Origin of the sequence: Ensifer sp. 22460 (assembly GCF_052044935.1) — a bacterium.
GTDB lineage: Bacteria > Pseudomonadota > Alphaproteobacteria > Rhizobiales > Rhizobiaceae > Ensifer.
The window spans coordinates 371,831-392,112 of record NZ_JBQENZ010000001.1; the positions used below are offsets into that span (position 1 = coordinate 371,831).

Sequence of the window (20,282 nt, forward strand, 5' to 3'; positions counted from 1 at the left end):
AAATAGCCAAAGCCTGGAAATGTCCCGCCTTCGGCCGATATTTGTTGCAGAGCAGCAATTTCGCGAGATGCAGCCCCTCACCCGGCTCGATACCGATCAGATATCGAGCTGATAGCTGACGGGAACGAAGCGGTAGCCTTCGCCCTGCTTCTCGACGAAGCCGACGGCCGGGAACGGCATGTGGTAGCCGATGAAGGGCAGCCGCTCGCTGGCGATCATGTCGAAAACCCTGCGGCGCGTTTCGGCCGCCTTCGTCTTGTCCATGTCGAAGCGCACTTCCCAATCGGGGCGCTGCAGCGACAGCACATAGTGGTTGGCGGTATCGGCCGTCAGCATCATGCCCTTGCCGTCGGAATCGAGGCGGAACACCATGTGACCCGGCGAATGACCGAAGGCGGCGACGGCCGAGATACCGGGCACGACCTCGGCGCCGTCGCCGATGAAAGTCGTCTTCTCCGCCAGCGGCACTATCTTCTCCAGCACCGCCTTGTGCCCGTTTTCCGCCGGCGTGCCTGCTCGTGCCGGGTCCTTCCAGAAGGCATATTCGGTTTCACCCATCACGTAGCGGGCATTGGCGAATGCCGGCTTGCCGGCCTCCATGAGGCCGCCGATGTGATCGCCGTGCATATGGGTCACCACCACGACCGAGACCTGCTCCGGCGCATAGCCGGCGGCGCGGATGCCTTCGGCAAGGCGGCCCATACCGGCCTCGCGGCCGCCCTCGCCCATGCCGGTATCGAAGAGCACGACATCCGTTCCGGTATCGACGAGAACCGGCGAGAAACTGTTGACCAACGCTTCGGTCGGCAGAAAGTTCTGTTGCAGCAGTTCCGCCACCGCCTGCTGCGACTGGTTGGTGCCATAGATCTCATGCGGTTTCTCGGTGACGCGTGTGCCGTCATTGACCACGATGACCTTGAAGGCTCCGAGCTTGAGAGATCGGATCGGAGGAGCGCTTTTCATGTCCGTGTTTTCCGCCTTTTCCTCAGCCACCGCAGCACCTGTCAGCAGCGACGGCGCCGCGAGCACCCCAGACGTGCCCGCCCCATCAAGGTCCGGCGCTTCATCGACATCTCACTCATGGTCCATCCCACTTCGTTGCCCTGTTGAATCCGGTTGCCCCATGGACAACTGGGCCAGAAGTAGCGTCTTGACAGCAAAGGCCAGCCGGGATCACAGGCTTTTGATCCGCAATCACCGGTTTCGCCCCGACAAAAGCCATCACCGGCATTAGCTTCTCACTATCGCTGGCCGTCTTCGAAGCACATTCCATGAACCGTATCGTCCCGATGATCCTTGCCGTCGCTCTTTTCATGGAGCAGATGGATTCGACCGTAATTTCCACGTCGCTGCCGGCAATCGCCCGCGACATCGGCGTCGGGCCGATCACGCTCAAGCTGGCGCTGACCGCCTATATGGTGTCGCTTGCGATCTTCATTCCCTTGAGCGGCTGGATGGCGGACCGCTTCGGCGCCAAGAAGATTTTCCGCGCGGCGATCCTCGTCTTCATCGCCGGTTCCATTTTCTGCGCCATCTCCAACAGCCTTGTCGCCTTCGTCTTCTCGCGCTTTCTGCAGGGCATGGGCGGAGCGATGATGACGCCGGTCGCCCGCCTGGTGCTGGTGCGCGGCACGCCGCGCAGCGAACTCGTCTCGGCCATGGCGCTTCTGACAATTCCAGCGCTTGTCGGGCCGCTCGCCGGACCGCCGCTCGGCGGCTTCATCACCACCTATTTCTCCTGGCACTGGATCTTCCTGATCAACGTGCCTGTCGGCATCGCCGGCTACATCCTTTCCGGCATCTATCTGCCCAAAATGGAGCCGCGCGATCCTCCACCGGTCGACGCTCTCGGTTTCCTGCTCGGCGGCATCGCCGCCTCCGGCATCGTCTTCGGCCTGTCGGTGATCAGCCTGCCGGCCCTACCGCCCATCGTCGGTATCGCTTCGGTGGTTATTGGCGTGGTCGCGACCCTGCTCTATATCCGCCATGCCCGCCGCCATCCGGCACCGGTTCTCGACCTCAACCTCTTCAAGGACAGCGCCTTTCGCGCCGCCTCGATCGGCGGCACGATCTTTCGCATCTCGGTCGGCGCGGTGCCTTTCCTGATGCCCTTGATGCTGCAGGTGGGCTTCGGGCTCAACCCGTTCCAGTCCGGCATGATCACCTTCATCGGCGCGGTCGGAGCCATCACTACCAAGTTCTACGCGCGGCGCGTGCTCGCCTTCGCCGGCTTCCGTACGACACTGATCCTCGCCGCAATCCTCGCTGCGATCACCACCTTCGCCAATGGCTTCTTCACGCCGGCGACGCCCTACCTGGTGATGATCACCATCCTGCTGATTGCAGGCTTCGCCCGTTCCTTCTTCTTTACCAGCGTCAACGCGCTTTCCTTCGCCGATATCGACGATGCGGACGCCAGCAAAGCGACCTCGATGAGCGCGGTGCTGCAGCAGATCAGCCTGGCGCTCGGCGTTGCCGTTGCCGGCGCGATCCTGGAGATCGAGACCAAGCTCAGCGGCGGCCCGCTGCAACTCGACGATTTCCACACCGCCTTCATGATCATCGCCGGCGCCAACCTGATCGCGGCGATCCCGTTCCTGACCATGGCAAAGAACGCCGGCGCCTCGGTTTCCGGGCACCGGCTACCGGTGCGCGAAGTCGAGTCGGCCGCGGGGAAGTAAGGATATTTCAGGGAAACGCGCGGCGATTTTCCGTCCGAAAGGACGGCGCCAACAGCGAGAGCTATTCAGGGCGCTCGCACACGGCGGCGAGCTTGTTGCCGTCGAGATCGCGAACCCAGGTGCCGTAGAAGTTCGCGTGGAACGGGCGAAGCCCCGGTGCGCCCTCATCGATACCACCATTGGCAAGGGCTGCCGCGTGGAAGGCATCGACGGCTGAGCGCGTCTTGGCGTCAAGCGCGATGCTCACGCCGTTGCCATAGGTGGCGGGCGCGCGATTGAAGGGCGTCACCACCCAGAAGCGGATGCGGTCGCCCGCAGCACCGTAACCGATCTCGGTCTCGTCCTGCCGTTGGCGGTGATAGCCGAGCGCCGGCAACACCGCGTCATAGAACGCGCCGGCGCGTTCCAGATCGTTTGTGCCGACGGTCACGTAGAGCAGCATGCTATTCCGCCGCCTCGTCTTCGGTTTCCGTTTCGTTTCCGGCCTTCTGGCGCCCCTTGAAGCCCTTGGCGAGCAGGAACATTTCGACCGATTCGGACCGCGACGATGCCGGCTTCACATGGATGACCTGGCGGAAATTCTGCTTGAGCATATTGAGCAGTTCGCGCTCCGTGCCGCCCTGGAAGGTCTTCGCCAGGAAATGCCCACCTTCGGCAAGCACGTCGACGGCGAAATAGGCCGCGACTTCGCAGAGATGCATGGTGCGCAGGTGGTCGGTCTGGCGGTGTCCGGTCGTCGGTGCCGCCATGTCCGAAATCACGAGATCCGGCGTACCGCCGATCGCTTCCATGAGCTTCCCCGGCGCTTCGGGATCGAGGAAATCCATCTGCAGGATACGCACGCCCGGGATCGGGTCCACTTCGAGGAAATCGATCGCCGCGACGCGCGGATCGGCGTCGGTCGAATTGGTGACCTTGGCGGCGATCTGCGTCCAGCTTCCGGGGGCGGCACCGAGGTCGATGATGCGGCGGGCGCCGGTCAGGATCTTGTGCTTCTCGTCGATCTCCAAAAGCTTGAACGCCGCACGGGCGCGATAGCCCTCGAGCTGGGCGCGCTGCACATAGGGATCGTTGATGTGGCGCTCCAGCCAGCGGCGGGAGGATGCCTTGAGCTTGCCCTTCTTGACCTTCTGGCCAAGCTTGCGGCCGCTGCGGTTGCCGCCAACAGGGGGTTTCGTCATGCCTTGTTTCCTTCCTGGCTGCCGGCGTTGGCGCCGCGCTGGTGACGGCGCGGCCGCGAGCGGCGCCAGGCTCCATCATCCGCCATCATATCGGTGAGCAGCCCTTCGCGCAGGCCGCGATCGGCGACACGCATGCGCGTCGACGGCCAGCGGCGGCGGATCGCCTCGAGGATCGCACAGCCGGCCAGCACCAGGTCGGCACGATCCGGACCGATACAGGGATTGGCGGCGCGCGCATTGAAATCCCAGGAGAGCAGGCGCGCCTGCATGGCCGAAACTTCGTCGTCGGTGAGCCACAACCCATCGACGCGGCGGCGATCATAACGCGGCAGGTCGAGATGCACGCCGGCAAGTGTCGTGACCGTGCCGGATGTGCCGATCAGGTGGAAGCCGCTGCCGGAGGCGCCGTTTGCCAGCGCCTCGACCGGTGGGCTGTCGAAGCGAGCGAGCATGCCTTCGACCTCCTGCACCATCGCCTCGAAGCTTGCCGGCGTCACGTGCTGCCCGCCATGGCGCTCCGAGAGCGTGACGACGCCAACCGGCAGCGAGGTCCAGTGGGTGATGTGATTGGCAAGCCGGTTCGACCTGGAATCGCCGATGCGGATGACGGCGATCTCGGACGAGCCGCCGCCGATATCGAAGAGCACGACCGAACGGGTCTCGCGATCGACGAGCGACGAGCAGCCGGAGACGGCAAGCCGTGCTTCGGTCTCGCGGTTGATGATTTCGAGATCAAGGCCGGTCTCCCGCGCCACACGCTCAAGGAAGCTTTCGCCGTTTTCGGCGGCGCGCGCGGCCTCCGTCGCGATCAGGCGGCTGCGGCGAATCGTGCGGGCGCCGAGCTTCGAGGCGCAGACCTTCAACGCTTCGACCGCGCGCTCCATCGCCTCGTCCGACAACCGGCCGCTGGCACCGAGCCCCTCGCCCAGGCGAACGATGCGCGAAAAGGCATCAACCACCCGGAACTGGCCGGGGCGAGTCGGCTGCGCAATCAGCAGGCGGCAATTGTTGGTGCCGAGGTCGAGCGCGGCATAGAGCGGCGCCGGCGGTTCGCTGGCGGCAACATAGGGCGCGCGCGGTTGATCGGCGCGCTGGCCGGGCCGCTGCTGTGACGCCGTCTGCCCGTTGGAAGCGGAGGGCCCCGATCGCGCATTGCCGCCATCGGCAGCTCTTTGCTGGGCTGGCTGGCGCTCGCCGCTTGTGAGTGGACGACCCTGGAGCCCACGGCGATGCCGCGCCTTCTTGCTGCGCTTGTGGCCCTTGCGCTCGCCGAGCGACGACTCAACGAGTTGTGCGCTGCCGCCCTGCGGCGCGGACGCGACTGCGGCCTGTTGTTTTGCGGATTTCGAACGACGACGCCGTTTGCGCTTGCGCGCCGGTTCCGCCTCGTTCTCTCCTGCGGGACGCCGTGCCATGCCGGCAGTGCCGGGCTGGCTGGCAATTGCAGACGGCGAAGCAGACGACTTGCGTCGTTTCCGCTTGCCCTTGCCGTTGCGCGGACCGAGCTTCGATCCATCACTGCGGCCTGCTGCCGACGCCCCGGATTCGGACGGCTTTTCGCCGTGATCGGGGTCTTTCACTTGTCTCAACCATGGCGCCGCGCAAGCCCAGGGGCCGCTCAAGGCGCTCTCTCGATTTTCGTTGGCGCGACTGTACCAGCGCCAGCCCCATTCGCCAAACTGTTTTTGACTGTGCTGCCAAGGGGTAAGGCCGGATACGGTCAACACTGCGGACGGCGATGGCGATCTGCACCCCCTCGCAATCGTGTCCAGCGCCGCCGCCCGGCCGCAAATGGGCGGCACCACGACGTACCGTCGGTACCGGCAAATCGGTGCAAAAATCCCGCCGCCACATCGAGATCGCATTTTTTTGCCAAAAGGTATTTGCATTGGCCGCGCTTTTGTTTATAAGCCCGCCACACCGACGCGACGGGCAGCGCCCGACAGCGACCTTGGGGAATAGGTTAACGGTAGACCAGCGGACTCTGACTCCGTTAGTCCTGGTTCGAATCCAGGTTCCCCAGCCAAACTCTTCCTGCAATACATCCGAATATGTAACAGAACGGCCCGTTGGCCGCCGCTAACGCGCGTCTTGCCGCGCGTAATCTGCCCGATGGCAGTCCGCCAAGCCTAGAAAGCCAGGGCGCAGCCGTCCTTGCGCGGGTCCGAGCCCGCCTGCAGCACACCGTTGACCGAATCGATCATAATCGCCTGGCCGCCGCCGTGCGGCATCTCGGCCATCTTGATCTCGTGGCCGAATGCGGCGAGCCCTTTCAGCACGTCCTCGCGGATGCCGCGTTCAGCCTCGAAGCGGCCCATCTGGTGGAAACCGCGGGCGCAGTCGATCGCCTCCTGCACGTTCATGCCGAAATCGACGATGTTGGTCAGCACGTGGCTCTGCCCAACCGGTTGGAAGCCGCCACCCATCACCCCGAAGGAGAGCCACGGCTTGCCCTCCTTCATCGCCATGGCCGGAATGATGGTGTGCAGCGGGCGTTTGCGCGGCCCCACGCAATTGGGGTGGGCGGGATCGACGCGAAAGCCGACGCCGCGGTTCTGCAGCAGAACACCGGTCTTCGGGCTGCTGAGGCCGGTGCCGTAAGGCCAGAACAGCGAATTGATGAAGGAACAGGCGTTGCCCTTTTCGTCGACGACGCCGATGTAGACGGTGTCGCGATAGGTGGTGGCACCGGCTGGACCAACCGCCGGCATGGCCTTCTTCAGGTCGATGCGGCCGCGCAAATCGTCGGCAAAGGCGGCTGAAAGCAGCTTTTGCACCGGCACATCGGCAAAGTCGGGGTCGGCGACATACCTGTCACGCGCCTGGAAGGCCAGCCTCGTCGCCTCGGCTTCGATATGGAAACGCTCGACGCCGACCGGATCGTATTTCTTCAGATCGAAGCCGCTCAGGATATTGAGTATCAGCAAGGTGGTAATGCCGACTCCGCTTGGCGGGATTTCCAGAAGTTCTATGCCGCGATAGGTCGTAGAAATCGGATCGACCCAGAAGGCCTCCTGCGTGGCGAAATCGTCGAGCGCGTGCATGCCGCCGAGGCTGCGCAGGTAGCCCACCATGTCCTCGGCGACCCAGCCTGAATAGAAACCATCGCGGCCCTTGGCGGCGATCTCCCGCAGGACTTTCGCGTGCTCGGACTGGCGGAAGACCTCACCGGTCCGCAGGGCGCGACCGTCCTTCAACCACATGCGGGCGCTGTTGGGGTCCGCCTTCAGCTTGTCTTCGTTGCGTTTCCAATCGACGGCGACCCTTTCGGTGACCGCAAATCCCTCCTCCGCGTGGCGGATGGCGGGCTGCAGCAGTTCACCGAGCGGCATGGAACCGAAACGCCGGTTCAGCTTGCTCCAAGCATCGACCGCGCCGGGGATGGTGACGGCGTGCACCGAGGTGAGCGGGATCTCGTTCAGTCCCTGTTTCAGCAGGTGTTCGGCGGTGAGGCCCTCGGGCGCGCGACCCGAACCGTTGAGGCCATAGACCCGACCGCCTTCGGCGAGATTGGTGCCGGCGGGGGCGAAGAGAACGAAATTGTCGCCGCCGATGCCGGTCGAGCCCGGCTCCACCACGCATTGCACGGCGCAGGCGGCAATCGCGGCGTCGGCGGCATTGCCGCCGCGACGCAGAATCTCGATGGCGGCGAGCGTGGCAAGGGCGTGCGAGGTGGCGGCGGCGCCATGCCGGCCCATGACGACGGAGCGGCCAGGCAAGTGCAGGTCACGCATGGAACGGGAACTCCCGGGAACAAGGACAACTCAGGCTCGCGAGCCTATGCGCCTGCCGGGCGGATGAAAAGGCCGATGTTGACGCGCCGGGGGACTGGTGCGGCGCATGCTGCAGAGGCGATTGGCGGGAGAACACGTCCGGGCTGCCCAAAGCTACGCAGCAGGCGCATAATGGCCACTTGCAAGCGATCACAGGCGGAGGACGGCCCATGTTCGATGCTGGCAGAAAGACGGACGCCGAATATGCGATCGAGTATATCCAGGAAAATCCGGAAGCCGGTCTTTGTTGCGAGAATCGGCGCTGGTGGATTACGCCGAACGCGAACGAAACCGATCGGCAGGTCCTGTTTCTCGACGCCGCGGAGGCGGAACGGCTGAAGGACGATGCGCGGCTTCAAGTCGTGCCCGACATCGCCCACCCCGGCCGGGCGCTCTGGGTCATGCGGAAAATGACGTAGCTACCCGCGACCGGAATAGGTCGGGCAAAGGAAGCGGCCGATCGCGCTAAAGCAGGCCGCGTCCTGCGAGGTTGCGCATCAGCGCCGCAGCACCGAAATTCCAGGGCGCGCATTCCGTCGAAAGCCTGACGGTGTTGGTCAGCCGGCCGAGTTCGGCATTGGCAATCGTCACCACGTCGCCAAGCTTGTGGGTAAAACCCTGGCCGGGTTCGTCGCGGTCTTCGACAGGGGCAAAGAGCGTGCCCATGAACAGCATGACGCCATCGGGATATTGGTGGTGCGGACCGATGGTCTGGGCGACGAGATCGAGCGGATCGCGGCTGATCTCCGCCATCGAGCTTCGGCCGGTGAGCCGGTAGCCGTCCTCCCCTTCGACAAGCAGGGTGAGCTCGGCCTTGCGGACATCGTCGATCGTGTAGGTTTCGTCGAACAGGCGAATGAAGGGGCCGATGGCGCAGGAGGCATTGTTGTCCTTAGCCTTGCCGAGAAGCAGCGCGGAGCGGCCCTCAATGTCGCGCAGGTTGACGTCGTTGCCGAGTGTTGCGCCCTTGACCTGGCCTCTGGAGCAGACCGCGAGCACGATCTCCGGCTCCGGATTGTTCCAGCGCGAGGCAGGGTGCAGACCGACAGCGGCACCAGGGCCGACCGCCGAGAGCACCTGGGCCTTGGTGAAGACTTCGGCATCCGGGCCGATGCCCACTTCCAGATATTGCGACCAGACGCCCTCCTCCTGGAGCGCTGCCTTGACGCGGGCTGCTTCCGCCGAGCCGGGCTTCAGGTTGCGCAGGCTGTCACCGATGACGGCGGTGACGCGGCTGCGGATCGCTTCGGCGCGGGACGCATCGCCCGCCGCCCTCTCCTCGATGACGCGCTCGATCATCGAGCGCGCGAAGGTGACGCCACAGGCCTTCACTGCCTGCAGGTCCGAGGGCGCGATGAGATGGAGGGTCGATGCATCCGCTTTCCGCGCGAGACACTCTTCAAGCGAGGCAAGCCGCTCGCCGGCTACGGAGCGCACATGCGCGACCGGATCCGGGAGCTCAAGCAGGTCGCGCATCGTCGGCGTTGCCTTCGAGGTGATGTCGAACAGAGCGCCGTCGCGGATCGTGACAAGCGACGGCCCGCCGAGATCGGGACGCCAGACGCGGCCGACAAAAGTGCCCTTGCCAAACGCTGTATCGGTCATGCCGCCCATCCTCCGTGCGCACTCTATTTCTTGCAGCCGAGAAGGGAGATGTAAAGCCGACGGCAGCGCGCAAGCGTCCCTTGGGTTGTAGCGTCCGGAACATTGCATATTTTCACGCGTTTACGGTTATGCCACGCGCCCTCCGGGCGCCCTTGTCGCTTCGCGACGGCGCGAAATCCGCTGCCTACGGCTGCCCGGAAGGTTCAGGAGCAGTCGCCTGAGGCCAGGAGGACGCCAAGAAAAGGATGAACGCAATGAACCAGCACGAAGAGTTCAAGGAAAAGCCGGTGATCGATCCGGTGACAGGGCAGCCTCTGCCGCAGACGCAAGCGCAGATGAGCGATGTGCCTCCGGCCCGGTCGGGGCGCAGCAACTGGCCGATCGTCATCATCCTGCTCGCCGGTCTGGTGTTGGCGCTGATCGCCTGGCTGCCGGCTGAACTGAGCCGGGATACCGCCGATACCGCGGCACCGCCGCCGACTACGGACCAGCCGGCAACGGGTCAGGCAACTCCGGACACGACGGCACCGGGTACCGCGACACCAGGCACGACGGGTCGGGTTACTCCGCCGGCCGATAGCAGCACGGCGCCCTCTGGTGAAACGACGACCCAGCCGGCGCCCGAAGCGACGCCGCAGCAAGGCACCCCGACGCCCGAAACGCAGGGTTCGACCCCGAACTCGACGCCGGGCACAACTCCCGGCATGACCCAGCCGGCACAGTAACGGCTGACCGACGGCCTTGGCTGGAGGGCTCTCCCTCCGGCCATTGACGCTTTAAGACAAGCGCTCAGTTCGGCCGCTCAGTTCGGCTTGATCGATGCCGCGACCATGGCGTCCCAGCCGGCGGCGGCGCAGTCGGCGATCGCCAGCAAGGTTTCCCGTGTTGCCCCGTCGCGGGCTTCGATCGACATTCCATGCTGGAGCGAGGCGACATAGGCCGCGATTGCCGCGCACGGCGTGCCCTCAGGCAGATCGCCGTCCGCAACGCCGCGCTCAAGCCGCCGCTCCAGTGCGACCTGCTTCTCAAGCCGGCGCGCCTTCAACGCCTCACAGACCTCCGCATCCCCGCCCGCCATCTGCGGCGCCGAAAGCACGACCATGCAGCCGCGCGGCTCCGCGCCGCGGGTGAAATTGTCAGCGGTCCGTCTCAAGAGGTCATGGACCGCCGCCTTGGCCGTTGGGGCCGTTTCCAGCTCATCCCAGATGCCGGCGCCGTCCGTCCGGCCATAGAGATCGACGGCCTCGATGAAGAGCTGTGCCTTGCTGCCGAAGGCGGCGTAGAGGCTCGGCGGTTTCAGCCCCATCGCCTGGGTCAGATCGGTTAGCGACGTGTTGTCGTAGCCCTTGTCCCAGAAGAGCCGCATGGCGCTCGCGAGCGCCTCCTCTCGGGAAAAATTGCGTGGACGGCCACGGCTCGACATCGGAACGGCTCCTTTCTGTATCGATCAATACATAAATCGCTTGACAGCGACTGGCAAGTCGTCTCTCCATATATGTATCGATCACTACATATATGGAGAGACCAGTGACGAGCTTAAAAAACAAGGTGGCTCTGGTGACGGGCGGCAGTCGCGGCATCGGCGCGGCGATCGCAAAACGTCTGGCGGATGAAGGCGCAACCGTCGCGGTGACCTACAGCCAGTCCAAGGCAAAGGCTGAGGCACTGGTGGCGGAGATCACCAAGGGCGGCGGCAGGGCGCTGGCGATTCTGGCGGACAACCGCGATCCGGGCGCGGTCGAGGCTGCTGTCGGCGCGGTTGCCGAGAAGCACGGCCGCATCGACATCCTCGTCAACAATGCCGGCGTGTTCGATGCCGGAACAGTGACGGAGGTGACTGCCGAGGATTTCGACCGGACGATCGACGTCAATGTGAAGGCGGTGTTCCTTGCAACGCGTGCTGCAGCGGCGCACATGCCCGAGGGCGGACGCGTCATCTCGATCGGCAGCAACCTTGCCGCCCGCGTTCCGTGGCCGGGGATGAGCCTCTATGTGCTGAGCAAATCCGCGCTCGTCGGCTTTACCAAGGCGGTGGCGCGGGACCTCGGGCCGAGGGGCATTACCGTCAACATCGTCCATCCCGGTTCGACCGATACCGACATGAACCCCGCCGATGGTGAGCACGCCGGTCCGCAGCGCGGGCTGATGGCCATTCCCCGCTTCAACGACGCCACAGACGTGGCGGGTCTCGTCACCTGGCTTGCGGGCCCCGATAGCCGCGGCGTCACCGGCGCCGAATTCACCATCGACGGCGGCACCAACGCCTAGACCGGCTTGTCAAAAGCAAACAAGGCCGGAAGCATTACTCCGGCCTTGTTCAAACATTGCCAGGCAGCCTCCCGCACGTGGCTTATTCTCCTTGAAATGGTGCAATTCCGGGAGAAAACCGCTTCGCACTTTTCCTGGACTTGCTTTAGACGAGGAAACGCTCCGGGCGGTATGGCGCGATATCGATGACCGTCTTTTCTCCGGTCATCGCTTCCGCCAGTGCCCGTCCGGTGACTGGCCCGAGCGTCATGCCGTGATGCGCATGGCCGAAGGCAAACCACAGGCCCTCGTGGCGCGGCGCCTTGCCGATGACAGGCATCATATCCGGCGTGCAGGGGCGCGCGCCCATCCACGGCTCTTCGTCGCGGCGTTCGGCAAGCGGGAAGAATTCGCGCGCCACCCGTTCGGCGCGGGTCAATTGTACCGGCGTCTTCGGCGCATCGCGCCAGGCGAATTCGGCGCCGGTCGTCAGACGGATGCCGCGCAGCATCGGCGCCAGGAAATAGCCTTTCTCGGCATCAAGCACCCAGTTGTTGAGCTGCGCGCCCTCCTGCATGCCATAGTGCATGTGGTAGCCGCGCTTGACCGCGAGCGGGATATGGTAGCCGAGCTTGCGAGTGACCGTGTCGGCCCAAGGACCGAGCGCCACGACGACTTCGCGGGTCTCGAGCGGGCCCTCCGGTGTCGCGACGCGCCAACCGGGACCTTCGAGGATATGTTCAGTCGTGGCTGCGTCGCCGGAAACGAGGCGCCCGCCCAGCGATTGGAAATAGGCGAGATAAGCCTTGTTGAGACTGTGCGGGTCGCGGATCGACCAGGGATCGCTCCAGCGCAGACCGCCGACGAGATCAGCCTTGATGGACGGTTCGATCGTCTTCAGTTCGCTTGAAGACAGTTTCTGGTGATTGACGCCGAAGCCAGCCGAAAGCTTCTCCGCCTCCTTGTAGGCCGAATCGCGCTGCTTCTCGGTGCGGAAAACCTTCATCCAGCCGTCTTTACGGATGAGTTCGCCCGCGCCTGACGCCGCGATCAGGTCCTGGTGTTCGCTGATCGAATGCTCGATCAGCGGCGCATAGAGATGGGCGATGCGTTGGTGCTGGGTAAAGCCCGAATGCCACCAGTACCGCGCCAGGAACGGCACCAGCCCCGGCAAGGCCCGGAAATGATAGGACGCGTCGATCGTGTTGTTCAGCGCGTAACGGAAGAGCGCGCCGAAATCATGCGGGAAGCCATAGGGAAACACACCCTCGCGCTGGATCAGCCCCGCATTGCCGTAGGAGGTTTCCTCGCCGGCGCCGCGACGGTCGAGAAGCACCACCGACTTGCCGCGCCGCGCCAGATGGATGGCGGTGGAGATACCGACGATGCCGGCGCCAAGAACCACTACGTCAGTCTTCATTTGCAGCTGCCCCGTTTTCCGATCAAGACAAGCCGCGGCTTTGCTCGAGCCACGGCGCCAACGTCATTTCTTCTTCAGCGAGCGGCTGGAGAGGATGATCTGCTCGACGAGCAGTTCCAGCGATTTCATGATCTTCGGTATCCTCAAGGCAAAAGCGGCGGTATCGGCATCAATAGCCAAGCGGGCCTGCAAGGGCAAGCAAGGCGAGCCGACGGAGCGGACCTGCGGATGCAAGAAGGGCGACGTTGCCGCCGCCCATGTCCAACTACCTTGCGTTTGCGACCGCTCCCGTCAGCCTCGACGCACCAGGCCCGCGACCAGCGAAATCACCAGGAAGACGAGGAAGAGGAAGAAAAGGACCTGCGCGATACCCGCCGAGGTACCCGCAACGCCACCGAAACCAAGTACACCCGCTATGATTGCCACAACGAGGAAGACAAGCGCATAGTATAACATAGCAATTCTCCTTGCCAGGATTACTGCAAAGCAAACGCCACAACTATCACTTTGTTCCAAATATCTTATGAAATGCGCTCTGAGAAAATCTTCATTCCCACGGACATTAACCATTCATTTGCCATGATAGACAAAAGAGTCCCAAATCGAGACGGTTTGTACCGGAAATGCCCGGAACATTCGAGATACTCTGACGTTCCTCCTCCATGGAATATGCAGGGTCGAAATGAAGATGCCGATAGCACATATCTGGAAAACGGCGGTTGCAGCGGGTCGGGAGAGAAAAGATCTCCAGGCTGGCAATCTTCACATCGGTAAGACGATGCGCGATCTTTACGTCAATAGCAGCGAAGATCAGAGTGCGAAACTCGAACATCTTCTCGAAGAACTTCGCCGGCGCGAACGGATGGCACAGAAGAAATAACCAAGCTTCCGCAAGACAATTGAAAAGCCGCCGCGGCCAGGGCCGGGCGGTTTTTCTTATGTCATCGCCTGTCTTCTTCTGTTTGCAACTTTACGCGCCTCTGGTTGCCGAGCTTGTGTCGACCCTTTTCCTAGCGCCGTGACATCCACTCGTCGATCTGACGCTCCGCCTCGTCGCGTGCGACCCCGTAGCGGGCCTGAATACGCCCCGCAAGCTCCTGCCGACGACCATCGATGACGTCGAGATCGTCGTTGGTGAGCTTGCCCCATTGCGCCTGCACCTTGCCTTTCAGTTCATGCCATTTGCCTTCGACGATATCCCAATTCATTGCTTTGCCTTTCGGTTTGATGGGCCGCCACACGCGCGGCCCGTGAACTCAGTTGCGGGTCTTCGCATGGCTGTCGTGGCGCGCGGCAACCGTGTAACTGCCATCATCGACCTGCACCTTGACCTGCAAGCGGCCCGCAGGAGTGACGTGCCATTCGATGGTCGCGTCCTCGACAAGCAGAGCCGGGTCAACCTCGGCGCAGGCACCATAGGCGTGCTTGAAGGCCCCGGCGGTCGCCTTGATCGCCGGCGAAAGCAGTTCGCGGCATTCGTCTACGGTTTCGAACGCCTCGGTCGGCGCCGGCACCTCGCGGCAGGCGTCCGTGGCCTGCATGCAGCCGACCAGGACCATGATGGCAGCTATGTGTTCCATGGGCATGCTCCCCAACGTCAAACTTGAGAACGGCAAACGGGGACGACTGCCCTCCTGTTCCACCGGACGAGATCTAATTTTTGTTGGAACCTTTGCCCACGTAGCGCGTTCGCCGCGCCCATGCCTCGCGCTTCAGATGCGCATGGACGCCGTTCCGGCAGCCGTCGCTGCCGGCGAGAGATGCTATGCCGGACCGGCGGCTATGGAACAAAACGCAGCAGTCGTCGTTTTCGCAACGATAACAAGTGCTGCGACTGCGGCCGAGCGATGGAGGAGATGCTGGGAGGCAAGGACACACCACACGTAGCTCGCCCATTGCGAGCAAGTCAAAGCTGGCCAATGACGCGGCACCGGGTGCGACAGATGCCTCATTGTCGTCATTCTGTTCGTCATCAGTCCCGACAAATCAAATTCAAGTAACCGATTCTATGTTCAACAGAGCAACCGGATAGGAACGCGTCATGAAGAAGATACTGATCGTAGCAAGCCTCATTCTCCCGCTGGCCGCCTGCACGCAAACAGAAAAGGGTGCGGCAATCGGCGCAACCGGTGGCGCCATTGTCGGCGGCGCAGCAACGGGCAATGTCAGAGGTGCTGCCGTGGGCGCAGCGATCGGCGGCGTTGCCGGTGCACTCATCGGGAATGCCAACGAACCGGGCCGCTGCATCTATCGCGACCGCTACGGCCGCCGCTATGAGGCCGCCTGCTGATCGGCACGAACAATGGAGAAACGGGCCTTGGCCCGTTTCTTCCGTTAAGGCGGGTTAGGCTCAAGGCCCGCGCTCAGCCGCCGCCGCTTCCGCTTTCTCCAGCTTTTCAAGCAGATCGACGAAGAGCTCAGGAACCGGCTCCTGTTCCAGCGCTTGATAGAGCGCCTTCAATCTGGCGCCGATCAGCCCGTGGGCATCCGAATTTTCCGCGGCCACACCCGGTCCTCCGCCCTGCCCTTCCCCACTTTCGGTCCCGTCGTCCATGTTCCGCATCTACCGCCGCTTGCGGCCTTTCCGTTGTTTTCCAACCATCCGCACAGAAGACCGCCTGGCGAGTGTGCCGGATTTGCTCTAGGCCGAAAAACGTGTTCAAAACCATTCACGTATTCCGCCAGATGTCCCCTATCCTCAGAAAACAAACGAATCGTATTGCACCTAAGGAAGTCGTTGATGTCCCTTTCGACCCGGATCGCGCCACACCTGCCCTTCCTGCGCCGCTACGCCCGCGCCGTCACCGGTTCGCAGGCCGCGGGTGACGGATATGTGGCCGCCGTTCTCGAAGCCCTCATCGAAGACATCGGCCTCTTCCCGGATACGTCGAACGATCGAATCAGCCTCTACAAGCTATTCTGCTCGCAGTTCGAGAAGATTTCGATCGATCGGACGGAAAACGCCTCGCCGTTTGCCTGGGAACAACAGGCGGCCGCGAACCTGTCGCTGATCGCGCCTGCGCCGCGCCAAGCCTTCCTGCTCGTCTCGGTCGAAGGCTTCTCGATCGCCGATGCGGCGGAGATCATGGGTCTGAGCCAAGGCGAATTTTCGAAGCTCTTGACGGTTGCCTCGGAAGACATCTCACGCCAGGTCGCAACCGATGTGCTGATCATCGAGGACGAGCCGCTGATCGCGCTCGACATCGAAGACATGGTGACAAGCCTCGGCCACAGGGTCACGGGCATCGCCCGCACCCATCAGGAGGCGCTGGATCTCTATCGCAAGACATCCCCGAGGATGGTGCTCGCCGACATCCAGCTCGCCGATGGCAGCTCGGGCATCGATGCCGTCAACGAAATCCTCACGCAGGCGACGGTGCCGGTGATCTTCATCACCGCCTTCCCCGAGCGACTGCTCACTGGCAAGCGGCCGGAACCGGCCTTCCTCGTGACCAAGCCGTTCAATCCGGACATGGTGAAGGCTCTGATCAGCCAGGCGTTGTTCTTCGACGAGCACGCCCGCTCGGCTCGGCGCTGATCTTTCCCCTTCAGCCAGGCAGTTGCCGTTCCGGCGGCTGCTCACGGATTTCTTCGACGATTGCAAGGACGATGAGAGAAAGCGGCAGCGCCAGCATGGCGCCGACCGCGCCCCACATCCAGGTCCAGAAGACGATCGCAATGAACACCAGAAACGGATTCACCTCGAGTTCACTGCCGAGGATGGCCGGAATGGCGAGATTTTCCATGGCCAGGTGAACGACGAAGAAAGCCACGGCCGGCGCCAGCGCCAGCCACAGCACCTCGTGCGTCATCAGCCCGCCGACGACAAGGCTCAGCGTCATCACCGTCACGCCGAGATAGGGAATGAAGCTTGAGACAAAAGCAAACAGGCCCCAGAGCGGCGGCATGGCGAGGCCACCGACGAGTGCGATGACCATCGTCACAGTTCCGAGTGCCAGATAGATCAGGCTGGCGATGGAGAAGTACCGCGCCAGTGCATCTTCAATGGCATTCATGATGCGGATGGCGCTGAGGCGCTGCTCGCGGCCGGCAAAGGCGAGAATGATGGCTTTGCGCAGTTCCAGCCGGCCAAGCAGAAACAAACCGAGCGCTGCGAGAAAGATCAAAGTCTGTACGAGGGCCGGTGTCAGTCCCCCGACGGTGGCAGCGAGCATCGGGCCGGCGTTCTTCATAACGGTATCGGCAATCGCATCGTTCCCTACGCTCCGCGCGACCGCCAGCCGCAACCACTCAAACCGGTCGACAAAGGGCATGATGCGCGCCACGACGCCCTCGGCAAGCTTCGGCGCTTCGGAGGCGAGTGCCGTCAGCGGGCCGAGCAATGCGTTGACGAGGAAGGACAGACCGATCACGAAAATCATCGCCAGCAGCAGGCCGCCGAAGATCGGCGGCAAACCATAGCGCGCCAGTGCGTCAGCCGTGCGCCCGAGAACGATACCGACAACGATCGCGAGCGTGATGGGCAGCAGGATCGTCTCCATGGTGTAGATGGCAGCGGACCCGGCAATGACGAAGAGGCCGACGATGCTCCAGGCAACCATCAGATCGATACCGTCACGCCGCGGCGCGGTCGACGGCGCCGCCGTCGCAACGGCCGCCTCCTCTTCGACAATGCGTCTTGCGCGCTTGTACTCGTGTGAAGCACCGGCTCGCCGCAAGGTTTCCAAGATCACGCCTCGCTGTCCCTCAGGCATGCCTCGCTGTCCTTCAGGCACGGACGCGCGACTGCCGTCCGGTCTTGCGGGCAGGACATCGAACTGCCCAGCCGCAGGCTTCGCCTCAGATTGCGGCACGCCGCCTGGATCGCGCTCGATCAATGACGTTCCGGTGGAAAGATATGCAGGGTCAGCGAGAGCAGACCGAGGCCGAGAATGATGACGAGCAAGGTGTTAGCGACACCCGCAGCGGTGTCCGGAATGAGACCGAAAGCGATCAGGACGCCCGCGAAAAGAAGGACACAGACCCGTGGTAGCCAATAGAGCATAGACAGTCCTCCCAAAGGTTGGCCCGGTTTTTTGGCCAGATTCTTGGTTCGGACGATAACGTGCGGGCTCGCCAATTGGTTCCCTGCGCGACCCAAGCGGCGCCACGAAAAACGCCGCCGGACAGGAGGTCCGACGGCGCTGAAAGCGTGATGCGGAAAAGCCCGTACCGCAGGGCTTAGGCGGCAGCGACGACGATGACCTCGACGAGGTATTCCGGGGTCGCAAGCTTGGCTTCGCCGGTAGCGCGCGCGGGGGTATGGCCCTGCGGAGCCCAGGCATCCCAGACGGAGTTCATCTTCGGGAAATCGGCCATGTCGGCAAGCCAGATGGTGGCCGAGAGGATGCGGGTCTTGTCGGTGCCGGCGAGCGCCAGAAGACGGTCGACTTCGGCAAGCGCCTGCTTCGTCTGCGTCACGACATCGTCACCGGCGTTACCGACCTGGCCGGCGAGGTAAACGGTGTTGTTGTAGACCACGGCCTGGCTCATACGGGGGCCGGTTTCGAAACGCTTGATTTCCATGATCGTGTTCCTGAGGTTGGGCCGAACGGTCGTCCGGCCGAAAAGCGGCTGCCCGCCGCCCAGAGGCGAGAAGTGAAGGCGGCGCGACACCTCTACACCATCGTGTCTTGATGTCAAAGAAGCCGGGCAGTGGCTGCCCGGCTTCTCTTGTTTCCTCGGCGAAAATCAGCGGTGATGGATCAGGCCGCCTGCTTCTTCTTCGCCAATCGTGCCTTGATGCTCTCCACGTCCGCACGCGGCGTCGCGGCAAACAGCGTCCTGGTATAGCTGTGTTTCGGATCGGCGAAGACCTCGTCACGGCTGCCATATTCGACGGCTTCGCCGAAATACATCACCATGACGTCGTCGGCGATGTAACGCACGACCGAGAGGTCATGGCTGATGAAGACGTAGGTCAGCTTGAGCTCGTCCTGCAGATCGGCGAGCAGGTTCAAGACCTGTGCCTGAACCGAAAGGTCGAGCGCCGATACCGGCTCGTCGAGCACCAGCAGCTTCGGGTTCAGCATCAGCGCGCGCGCAATGGCGATACGCTGGCGCTGGCCACCGGAGAACATGTGCGGGTAGCGGTTGAAGTGCAGGTCGGTGAGACCGACCTTCTTCAACATCGTCATCGCCCGATCGCGACGCTCGTCGGCGGGCGTATCGGTATTGATGACCAGCGGCTCCATCAGGATGTCGCCGATCTTCTGACGCGGGTTGAGCGAGCCGTAAGGGTTCTGGAAGACGATCTGCACCTTGCGGCGCATCTCCGGCGTCATGTCGCCCTTGGCGATGTCGATCTTCTTGCCTTCGATCAACAGCTCGCCCGAGGTCGCCGGATCGATCAGAGTGAGGATGCGGCCAAGCGTGGACTTGCCGCAACCACTCTCGCCGACGATCGCCAGCGTCTTGCCCTGTTCGACGCTGAAGCTCACGCCCTTCAAGGCATGAACGGTCTTTGCCTTCTTTATAAGGCCGCCGGGGATATGGTAGTCGCGCACCAGGTTGCGCGCTTCGAGGATCACGCTCATTGGGCCGCTCCTTCATCGACGAAGAGTTCGGAGATCGTCGGCAGACGATCGCCGGTCGCATTGTCCGGCAGAGCCGCCAGAAGTGCGCGCGTATAGTTGCTCTTCGGATTTTCGAAGAGCGTCAGCACGTCGGCCTCTTCCATCTTGCGGCCCTTGTACTGAACGACCACCCGGTCGGCGGTCTCCGCGACCACGCCCATGTTGTGCGTGATCATGATCAGGCCCATCTTGTGCTCGGCCTGCAGCTTCATCAGCAGGTCGAGGATCTGCTTCTGGATCGTCACGTCGAGCGCAGTGGTCGGCTCGTCGGCGATCAGAAGCTTCGGGTTGCAGGCGATTGCGATCGCGATCATCACACGCTGGCACTGGCCGCCTGACATCTGATGCGGGAAGTGACCGAGCCGCTCGGCCGGATCGGGAATGCCGACCGCCTCGAACAGTTCGATCGCCCGCTTGCGGCGACCGGCCTTGTCGAGACCCATGTGGATGCGCAGCACTTCCTCGATCTGGAAGCCCACGGTGAAGCACGGGTTGAGGCTGGCGATCGGCTCCTGGAAGATCATGGCAATGTCCTTGCCGATGATCTTGCGTCGCTCGTTCGCCGACATGCCCAAGAGGTCGCGGCCGTTGAAGGTGAGCTTGTCGGCCGTCACCTTCGCCGTCCAGGGCAGAAGTCCCATGGCGGCCAGCATCGACACGGACTTGCCCGAGCCGCTCTCGCCGACGATCGCCAAAACCTCGCGTTCGTGGACCTTCATGGAGACGCCGTTGACGGCGCGGAAGGGACCGGCGGCCGTCTGGAATTCGACGACCAGGTTTTCGATTTCGAGAAGCGCCAT

Annotated in this window: 24 protein-coding genes and 1 tRNA gene; 8 read left to right on the plus strand and 17 right to left on the minus strand. The window is 63.1% G+C overall.

What is annotated here, in order from left to right; all coding sequences use genetic code 11:
- Positions 1-96: 96 nt before the first annotated feature.
- Entirely contained in the window at positions 97-963 is an 867-nt protein-coding gene (locus ACTJKM_RS01775) for an MBL fold metallo-hydrolase (RefSeq protein WP_440659887.1), read from the minus strand.
- A 308-nt stretch (positions 964-1,271) separates the two neighbouring features.
- On the opposite strand from ACTJKM_RS01775, the gene ACTJKM_RS01780 reads away from it, so the two are divergent.
- On the plus strand, positions 1,272-2,681 hold the full coding sequence (locus ACTJKM_RS01780; RefSeq protein ID WP_440659888.1) for a DHA2 family efflux MFS transporter permease subunit: 1,410 nt from the start codon (positions 1,272-1,274) through the stop codon (positions 2,679-2,681).
- 61 nt (positions 2,682-2,742) lie between these two features.
- Here ACTJKM_RS01780 and ACTJKM_RS01785 read toward each other — a convergent pair whose 3' ends face one another.
- The 3 genes from ACTJKM_RS01785 to ACTJKM_RS01795 are packed head-to-tail and all read right to left on the minus strand — an operon-like array spanning position 2,743 to position 5,442.
- The gene (locus tag ACTJKM_RS01785) at positions 2,743-3,123 is read right to left on the minus strand and encodes a VOC family protein (RefSeq protein WP_093231994.1); all 381 of its coding nucleotides are present in this window, start codon (positions 3,121-3,123) and stop codon (positions 2,743-2,745) included.
- 1 nt (position 3,124) lies between these two features.
- Positions 3,125-3,862, minus strand: a complete 738-nt coding sequence (locus ACTJKM_RS01790) for an RlmE family RNA methyltransferase (protein WP_058325426.1) — start codon at positions 3,860-3,862, stop codon at positions 3,125-3,127.
- Positions 3,859-5,442, minus strand: a complete 1,584-nt coding sequence (locus ACTJKM_RS01795; RefSeq protein WP_110878010.1) for a Ppx/GppA phosphatase family protein — start codon at positions 5,440-5,442, stop codon at positions 3,859-3,861. The genes ACTJKM_RS01790 and ACTJKM_RS01795 overlap by 4 nt, the downstream gene beginning before the upstream one ends.
- 372 nt (positions 5,443-5,814) lie before the next feature.
- Between ACTJKM_RS01795 and ACTJKM_RS01800 the strand changes: the two genes are divergently transcribed.
- Positions 5,815-5,888: transfer RNA gene (locus ACTJKM_RS01800), tRNA-Gln, on the plus strand.
- Between the two features lie 103 nt (positions 5,889-5,991).
- On the opposite strand, the gene ggt is transcribed toward ACTJKM_RS01800, so the two are convergent.
- Entirely contained in the window at positions 5,992-7,596 is a 1,605-nt protein-coding gene (gene ggt, locus ACTJKM_RS01805) for a gamma-glutamyltransferase (protein WP_440659889.1), read from the minus strand.
- 209 nt (positions 7,597-7,805) lie between these two features.
- Here ggt and ACTJKM_RS01810 point away from each other — a divergent pair, with 209 nt between their 5' ends.
- Positions 7,806-8,054, plus strand: coding sequence for a hypothetical protein (locus ACTJKM_RS01810; protein ID WP_058320461.1), 249 nt, complete (start codon positions 7,806-7,808; stop codon positions 8,052-8,054).
- Positions 8,055-8,100: 46 nt separating this feature from the next.
- Here ACTJKM_RS01810 and ACTJKM_RS01815 read toward each other — a convergent pair whose 3' ends face one another.
- Complete coding sequence (locus ACTJKM_RS01815) at positions 8,101-9,240, minus strand: fumarylacetoacetate hydrolase family protein (RefSeq protein ID WP_058325424.1); 1,140 nt, start codon at positions 9,238-9,240, stop codon at positions 8,101-8,103.
- 254 nt (positions 9,241-9,494) lie between these two features.
- On the opposite strand from ACTJKM_RS01815, the gene ACTJKM_RS01820 reads away from it, so the two are divergent.
- Positions 9,495-9,965 carry a hypothetical protein gene (locus ACTJKM_RS01820; protein WP_057251687.1) on the plus strand — a complete coding sequence of 157 codons (471 nt, stop codon included), beginning with the start codon at positions 9,495-9,497 and terminating at the stop codon, positions 9,963-9,965.
- A 77-nt stretch (positions 9,966-10,042) separates the two neighbouring features.
- Here ACTJKM_RS01820 and ACTJKM_RS01825 read toward each other — a convergent pair whose 3' ends face one another.
- Positions 10,043-10,663 (minus strand): TetR/AcrR family transcriptional regulator, encoded by a 621-nt coding sequence (locus ACTJKM_RS01825; RefSeq protein ID WP_058320464.1) that lies wholly within the window; start codon positions 10,661-10,663, stop codon positions 10,043-10,045.
- A gap of 92 nt (positions 10,664-10,755) precedes the next feature.
- Between ACTJKM_RS01825 and ACTJKM_RS01830 the strand changes: the two genes are divergently transcribed.
- Entirely contained in the window at positions 10,756-11,508 is a 753-nt protein-coding gene (locus tag ACTJKM_RS01830) for an SDR family NAD(P)-dependent oxidoreductase (RefSeq protein ID WP_058320465.1), read from the plus strand.
- A 145-nt stretch (positions 11,509-11,653) separates the two neighbouring features.
- Here the strand turns inward: ACTJKM_RS01830 and ACTJKM_RS01835 are convergent, their stop codons facing one another.
- Positions 11,654-12,907, minus strand: a complete 1,254-nt coding sequence (locus ACTJKM_RS01835) for an NAD(P)/FAD-dependent oxidoreductase (protein ID WP_058320466.1) — start codon at positions 12,905-12,907, stop codon at positions 11,654-11,656.
- Positions 12,908-13,198: 291 nt separating this feature from the next.
- Positions 13,199-13,363 carry a DUF1328 domain-containing protein gene (locus ACTJKM_RS01840; RefSeq protein WP_065372751.1) on the minus strand — a complete coding sequence of 55 codons (165 nt, stop codon included), beginning with the start codon at positions 13,361-13,363 and terminating at the stop codon, positions 13,199-13,201.
- 226 nt (positions 13,364-13,589) lie between these two features.
- On the opposite strand from ACTJKM_RS01840, the gene ACTJKM_RS01845 reads away from it, so the two are divergent.
- Complete coding sequence (locus ACTJKM_RS01845; RefSeq protein ID WP_057250939.1) at positions 13,590-13,787, plus strand: hypothetical protein; 198 nt, start codon at positions 13,590-13,592, stop codon at positions 13,785-13,787.
- A 130-nt stretch (positions 13,788-13,917) separates the two neighbouring features.
- Here the strand turns inward: ACTJKM_RS01845 and ACTJKM_RS01850 are convergent, their stop codons facing one another.
- Complete coding sequence (locus tag ACTJKM_RS01850) at positions 13,918-14,115, minus strand: CsbD family protein (RefSeq protein WP_057250941.1); 198 nt, start codon at positions 14,113-14,115, stop codon at positions 13,918-13,920.
- A 48-nt stretch (positions 14,116-14,163) separates the two neighbouring features.
- Positions 14,164-14,487: a hypothetical protein gene (locus ACTJKM_RS01855; protein ID WP_057250943.1), complete on the minus strand. Its 324-nt coding sequence runs from the start codon at positions 14,485-14,487 to the stop codon at positions 14,164-14,166.
- A 461-nt stretch (positions 14,488-14,948) separates the two neighbouring features.
- On the opposite strand from ACTJKM_RS01855, the gene ACTJKM_RS01860 reads away from it, so the two are divergent.
- On the plus strand, positions 14,949-15,197 hold the full coding sequence (locus ACTJKM_RS01860) for a glycine zipper domain-containing protein (RefSeq protein WP_034800856.1): 249 nt from the start codon (positions 14,949-14,951) through the stop codon (positions 15,195-15,197).
- 60 nt (positions 15,198-15,257) lie between these two features.
- Here the strand turns inward: ACTJKM_RS01860 and ACTJKM_RS01865 are convergent, their stop codons facing one another.
- Positions 15,258-15,461, minus strand: a complete 204-nt coding sequence (locus ACTJKM_RS01865; RefSeq protein ID WP_113477629.1) for a NepR family anti-sigma factor — start codon at positions 15,459-15,461, stop codon at positions 15,258-15,260.
- A 186-nt stretch (positions 15,462-15,647) separates the two neighbouring features.
- Between ACTJKM_RS01865 and ACTJKM_RS01870 the strand changes: the two genes are divergently transcribed.
- Entirely contained in the window at positions 15,648-16,445 is a 798-nt protein-coding gene (locus ACTJKM_RS01870) for a response regulator (protein WP_113477600.1), read from the plus strand.
- Positions 16,446-16,455: 10 nt separating this feature from the next.
- Here ACTJKM_RS01870 and ACTJKM_RS01875 read toward each other — a convergent pair whose 3' ends face one another.
- The 5 genes from ACTJKM_RS01875 to ACTJKM_RS01895 form a co-directional block, all read right to left on the minus strand.
- Entirely contained in the window at positions 16,456-17,586 is a 1,131-nt protein-coding gene (locus tag ACTJKM_RS01875) for an AI-2E family transporter (protein ID WP_373419808.1), read from the minus strand.
- 155 nt (positions 17,587-17,741) lie between these two features.
- Positions 17,742-17,912, minus strand: a complete 171-nt coding sequence (locus ACTJKM_RS01880) for a hypothetical protein (protein ID WP_093231984.1) — start codon at positions 17,910-17,912, stop codon at positions 17,742-17,744.
- Between the two features lie 176 nt (positions 17,913-18,088).
- Complete coding sequence (locus ACTJKM_RS01885; protein ID WP_057250950.1) at positions 18,089-18,433, minus strand: RidA family protein; 345 nt, start codon at positions 18,431-18,433, stop codon at positions 18,089-18,091.
- Between the two features lie 179 nt (positions 18,434-18,612).
- Complete coding sequence (locus ACTJKM_RS01890) at positions 18,613-19,443, minus strand: ABC transporter ATP-binding protein (protein WP_057250951.1); 831 nt, start codon at positions 19,441-19,443, stop codon at positions 18,613-18,615.
- On the minus strand, positions 19,440-20,282 hold the full coding sequence (locus tag ACTJKM_RS01895; RefSeq protein ID WP_082615831.1) for an ABC transporter ATP-binding protein: 843 nt from the start codon (positions 20,280-20,282) through the stop codon (positions 19,440-19,442). Before ACTJKM_RS01895 ends, ACTJKM_RS01890 begins: the two co-directional genes overlap by 4 nt.

Bases quoted from the DNA above. Each gene is read 5' to 3' on its own strand.
- ACTJKM_RS01775 (WP_440659887.1), bottom strand. From the start codon at position 963: ATGAAAAGCGCTCCTCCGATCCGATCTCTCAAGCTCGGAGCCTTCAAG.
- ACTJKM_RS01780 (WP_440659888.1), top strand. From the start codon at position 1,272: ATGAACCGTATCGTCCCGATGATCCTTGCCGTCGCTCTTTTCATGGAG.
- ACTJKM_RS01785 (WP_093231994.1), bottom strand. From the start codon at position 3,123: ATGCTGCTCTACGTGACCGTCGGCACAAACGATCTGGAACGCGCCGGC.
- ACTJKM_RS01790 (WP_058325426.1), bottom strand. From the start codon at position 3,862: ATGACGAAACCCCCTGTTGGCGGCAACCGCAGCGGCCGCAAGCTTGGC.
- ggt (WP_440659889.1), bottom strand. From the start codon at position 7,596: ATGCGTGACCTGCACTTGCCTGGCCGCTCCGTCGTCATGGGCCGGCAT.
- ACTJKM_RS01810 (WP_058320461.1), top strand. From the start codon at position 7,806: ATGTTCGATGCTGGCAGAAAGACGGACGCCGAATATGCGATCGAGTAT.
- ACTJKM_RS01815 (WP_058325424.1), bottom strand. From the start codon at position 9,240: ATGACCGATACAGCGTTTGGCAAGGGCACTTTTGTCGGCCGCGTCTGG.
- ACTJKM_RS01820 (WP_057251687.1), top strand. From the start codon at position 9,495: ATGAACCAGCACGAAGAGTTCAAGGAAAAGCCGGTGATCGATCCGGTG.
- ACTJKM_RS01825 (WP_058320464.1), bottom strand. From the start codon at position 10,663: ATGTCGAGCCGTGGCCGTCCACGCAATTTTTCCCGAGAGGAGGCGCTC.
- ACTJKM_RS01830 (WP_058320465.1), top strand. From the start codon at position 10,756: ATGGAGAGACCAGTGACGAGCTTAAAAAACAAGGTGGCTCTGGTGACG.
- ACTJKM_RS01835 (WP_058320466.1), bottom strand. From the start codon at position 12,907: ATGAAGACTGACGTAGTGGTTCTTGGCGCCGGCATCGTCGGTATCTCC.
- ACTJKM_RS01840 (WP_065372751.1), bottom strand. From the start codon at position 13,363: ATGTTATACTATGCGCTTGTCTTCCTCGTTGTGGCAATCATAGCGGGT.
- ACTJKM_RS01845 (WP_057250939.1), top strand. From the start codon at position 13,590: ATGAAGATGCCGATAGCACATATCTGGAAAACGGCGGTTGCAGCGGGT.
- ACTJKM_RS01850 (WP_057250941.1), bottom strand. From the start codon at position 14,115: ATGAATTGGGATATCGTCGAAGGCAAATGGCATGAACTGAAAGGCAAG.
- ACTJKM_RS01855 (WP_057250943.1), bottom strand. From the start codon at position 14,487: ATGGAACACATAGCTGCCATCATGGTCCTGGTCGGCTGCATGCAGGCC.
- ACTJKM_RS01860 (WP_034800856.1), top strand. From the start codon at position 14,949: ATGAAGAAGATACTGATCGTAGCAAGCCTCATTCTCCCGCTGGCCGCC.
- ACTJKM_RS01865 (WP_113477629.1), bottom strand. From the start codon at position 15,461: ATGGACGACGGGACCGAAAGTGGGGAAGGGCAGGGCGGAGGACCGGGT.
- ACTJKM_RS01870 (WP_113477600.1), top strand. From the start codon at position 15,648: ATGTCCCTTTCGACCCGGATCGCGCCACACCTGCCCTTCCTGCGCCGC.
- ACTJKM_RS01880 (WP_093231984.1), bottom strand. From the start codon at position 17,912: ATGCTCTATTGGCTACCACGGGTCTGTGTCCTTCTTTTCGCGGGCGTC.
- ACTJKM_RS01885 (WP_057250950.1), bottom strand. From the start codon at position 18,433: ATGGAAATCAAGCGTTTCGAAACCGGCCCCCGTATGAGCCAGGCCGTG.
- ACTJKM_RS01890 (WP_057250951.1), bottom strand. From the start codon at position 19,443: ATGAGCGTGATCCTCGAAGCGCGCAACCTGGTGCGCGACTACCATATC.
- ACTJKM_RS01895 (WP_082615831.1), bottom strand. From the start codon at position 20,282: ATGGCGCTTCTCGAAATCGAAAACCTGGTCGTCGAATTCCAGACGGCC.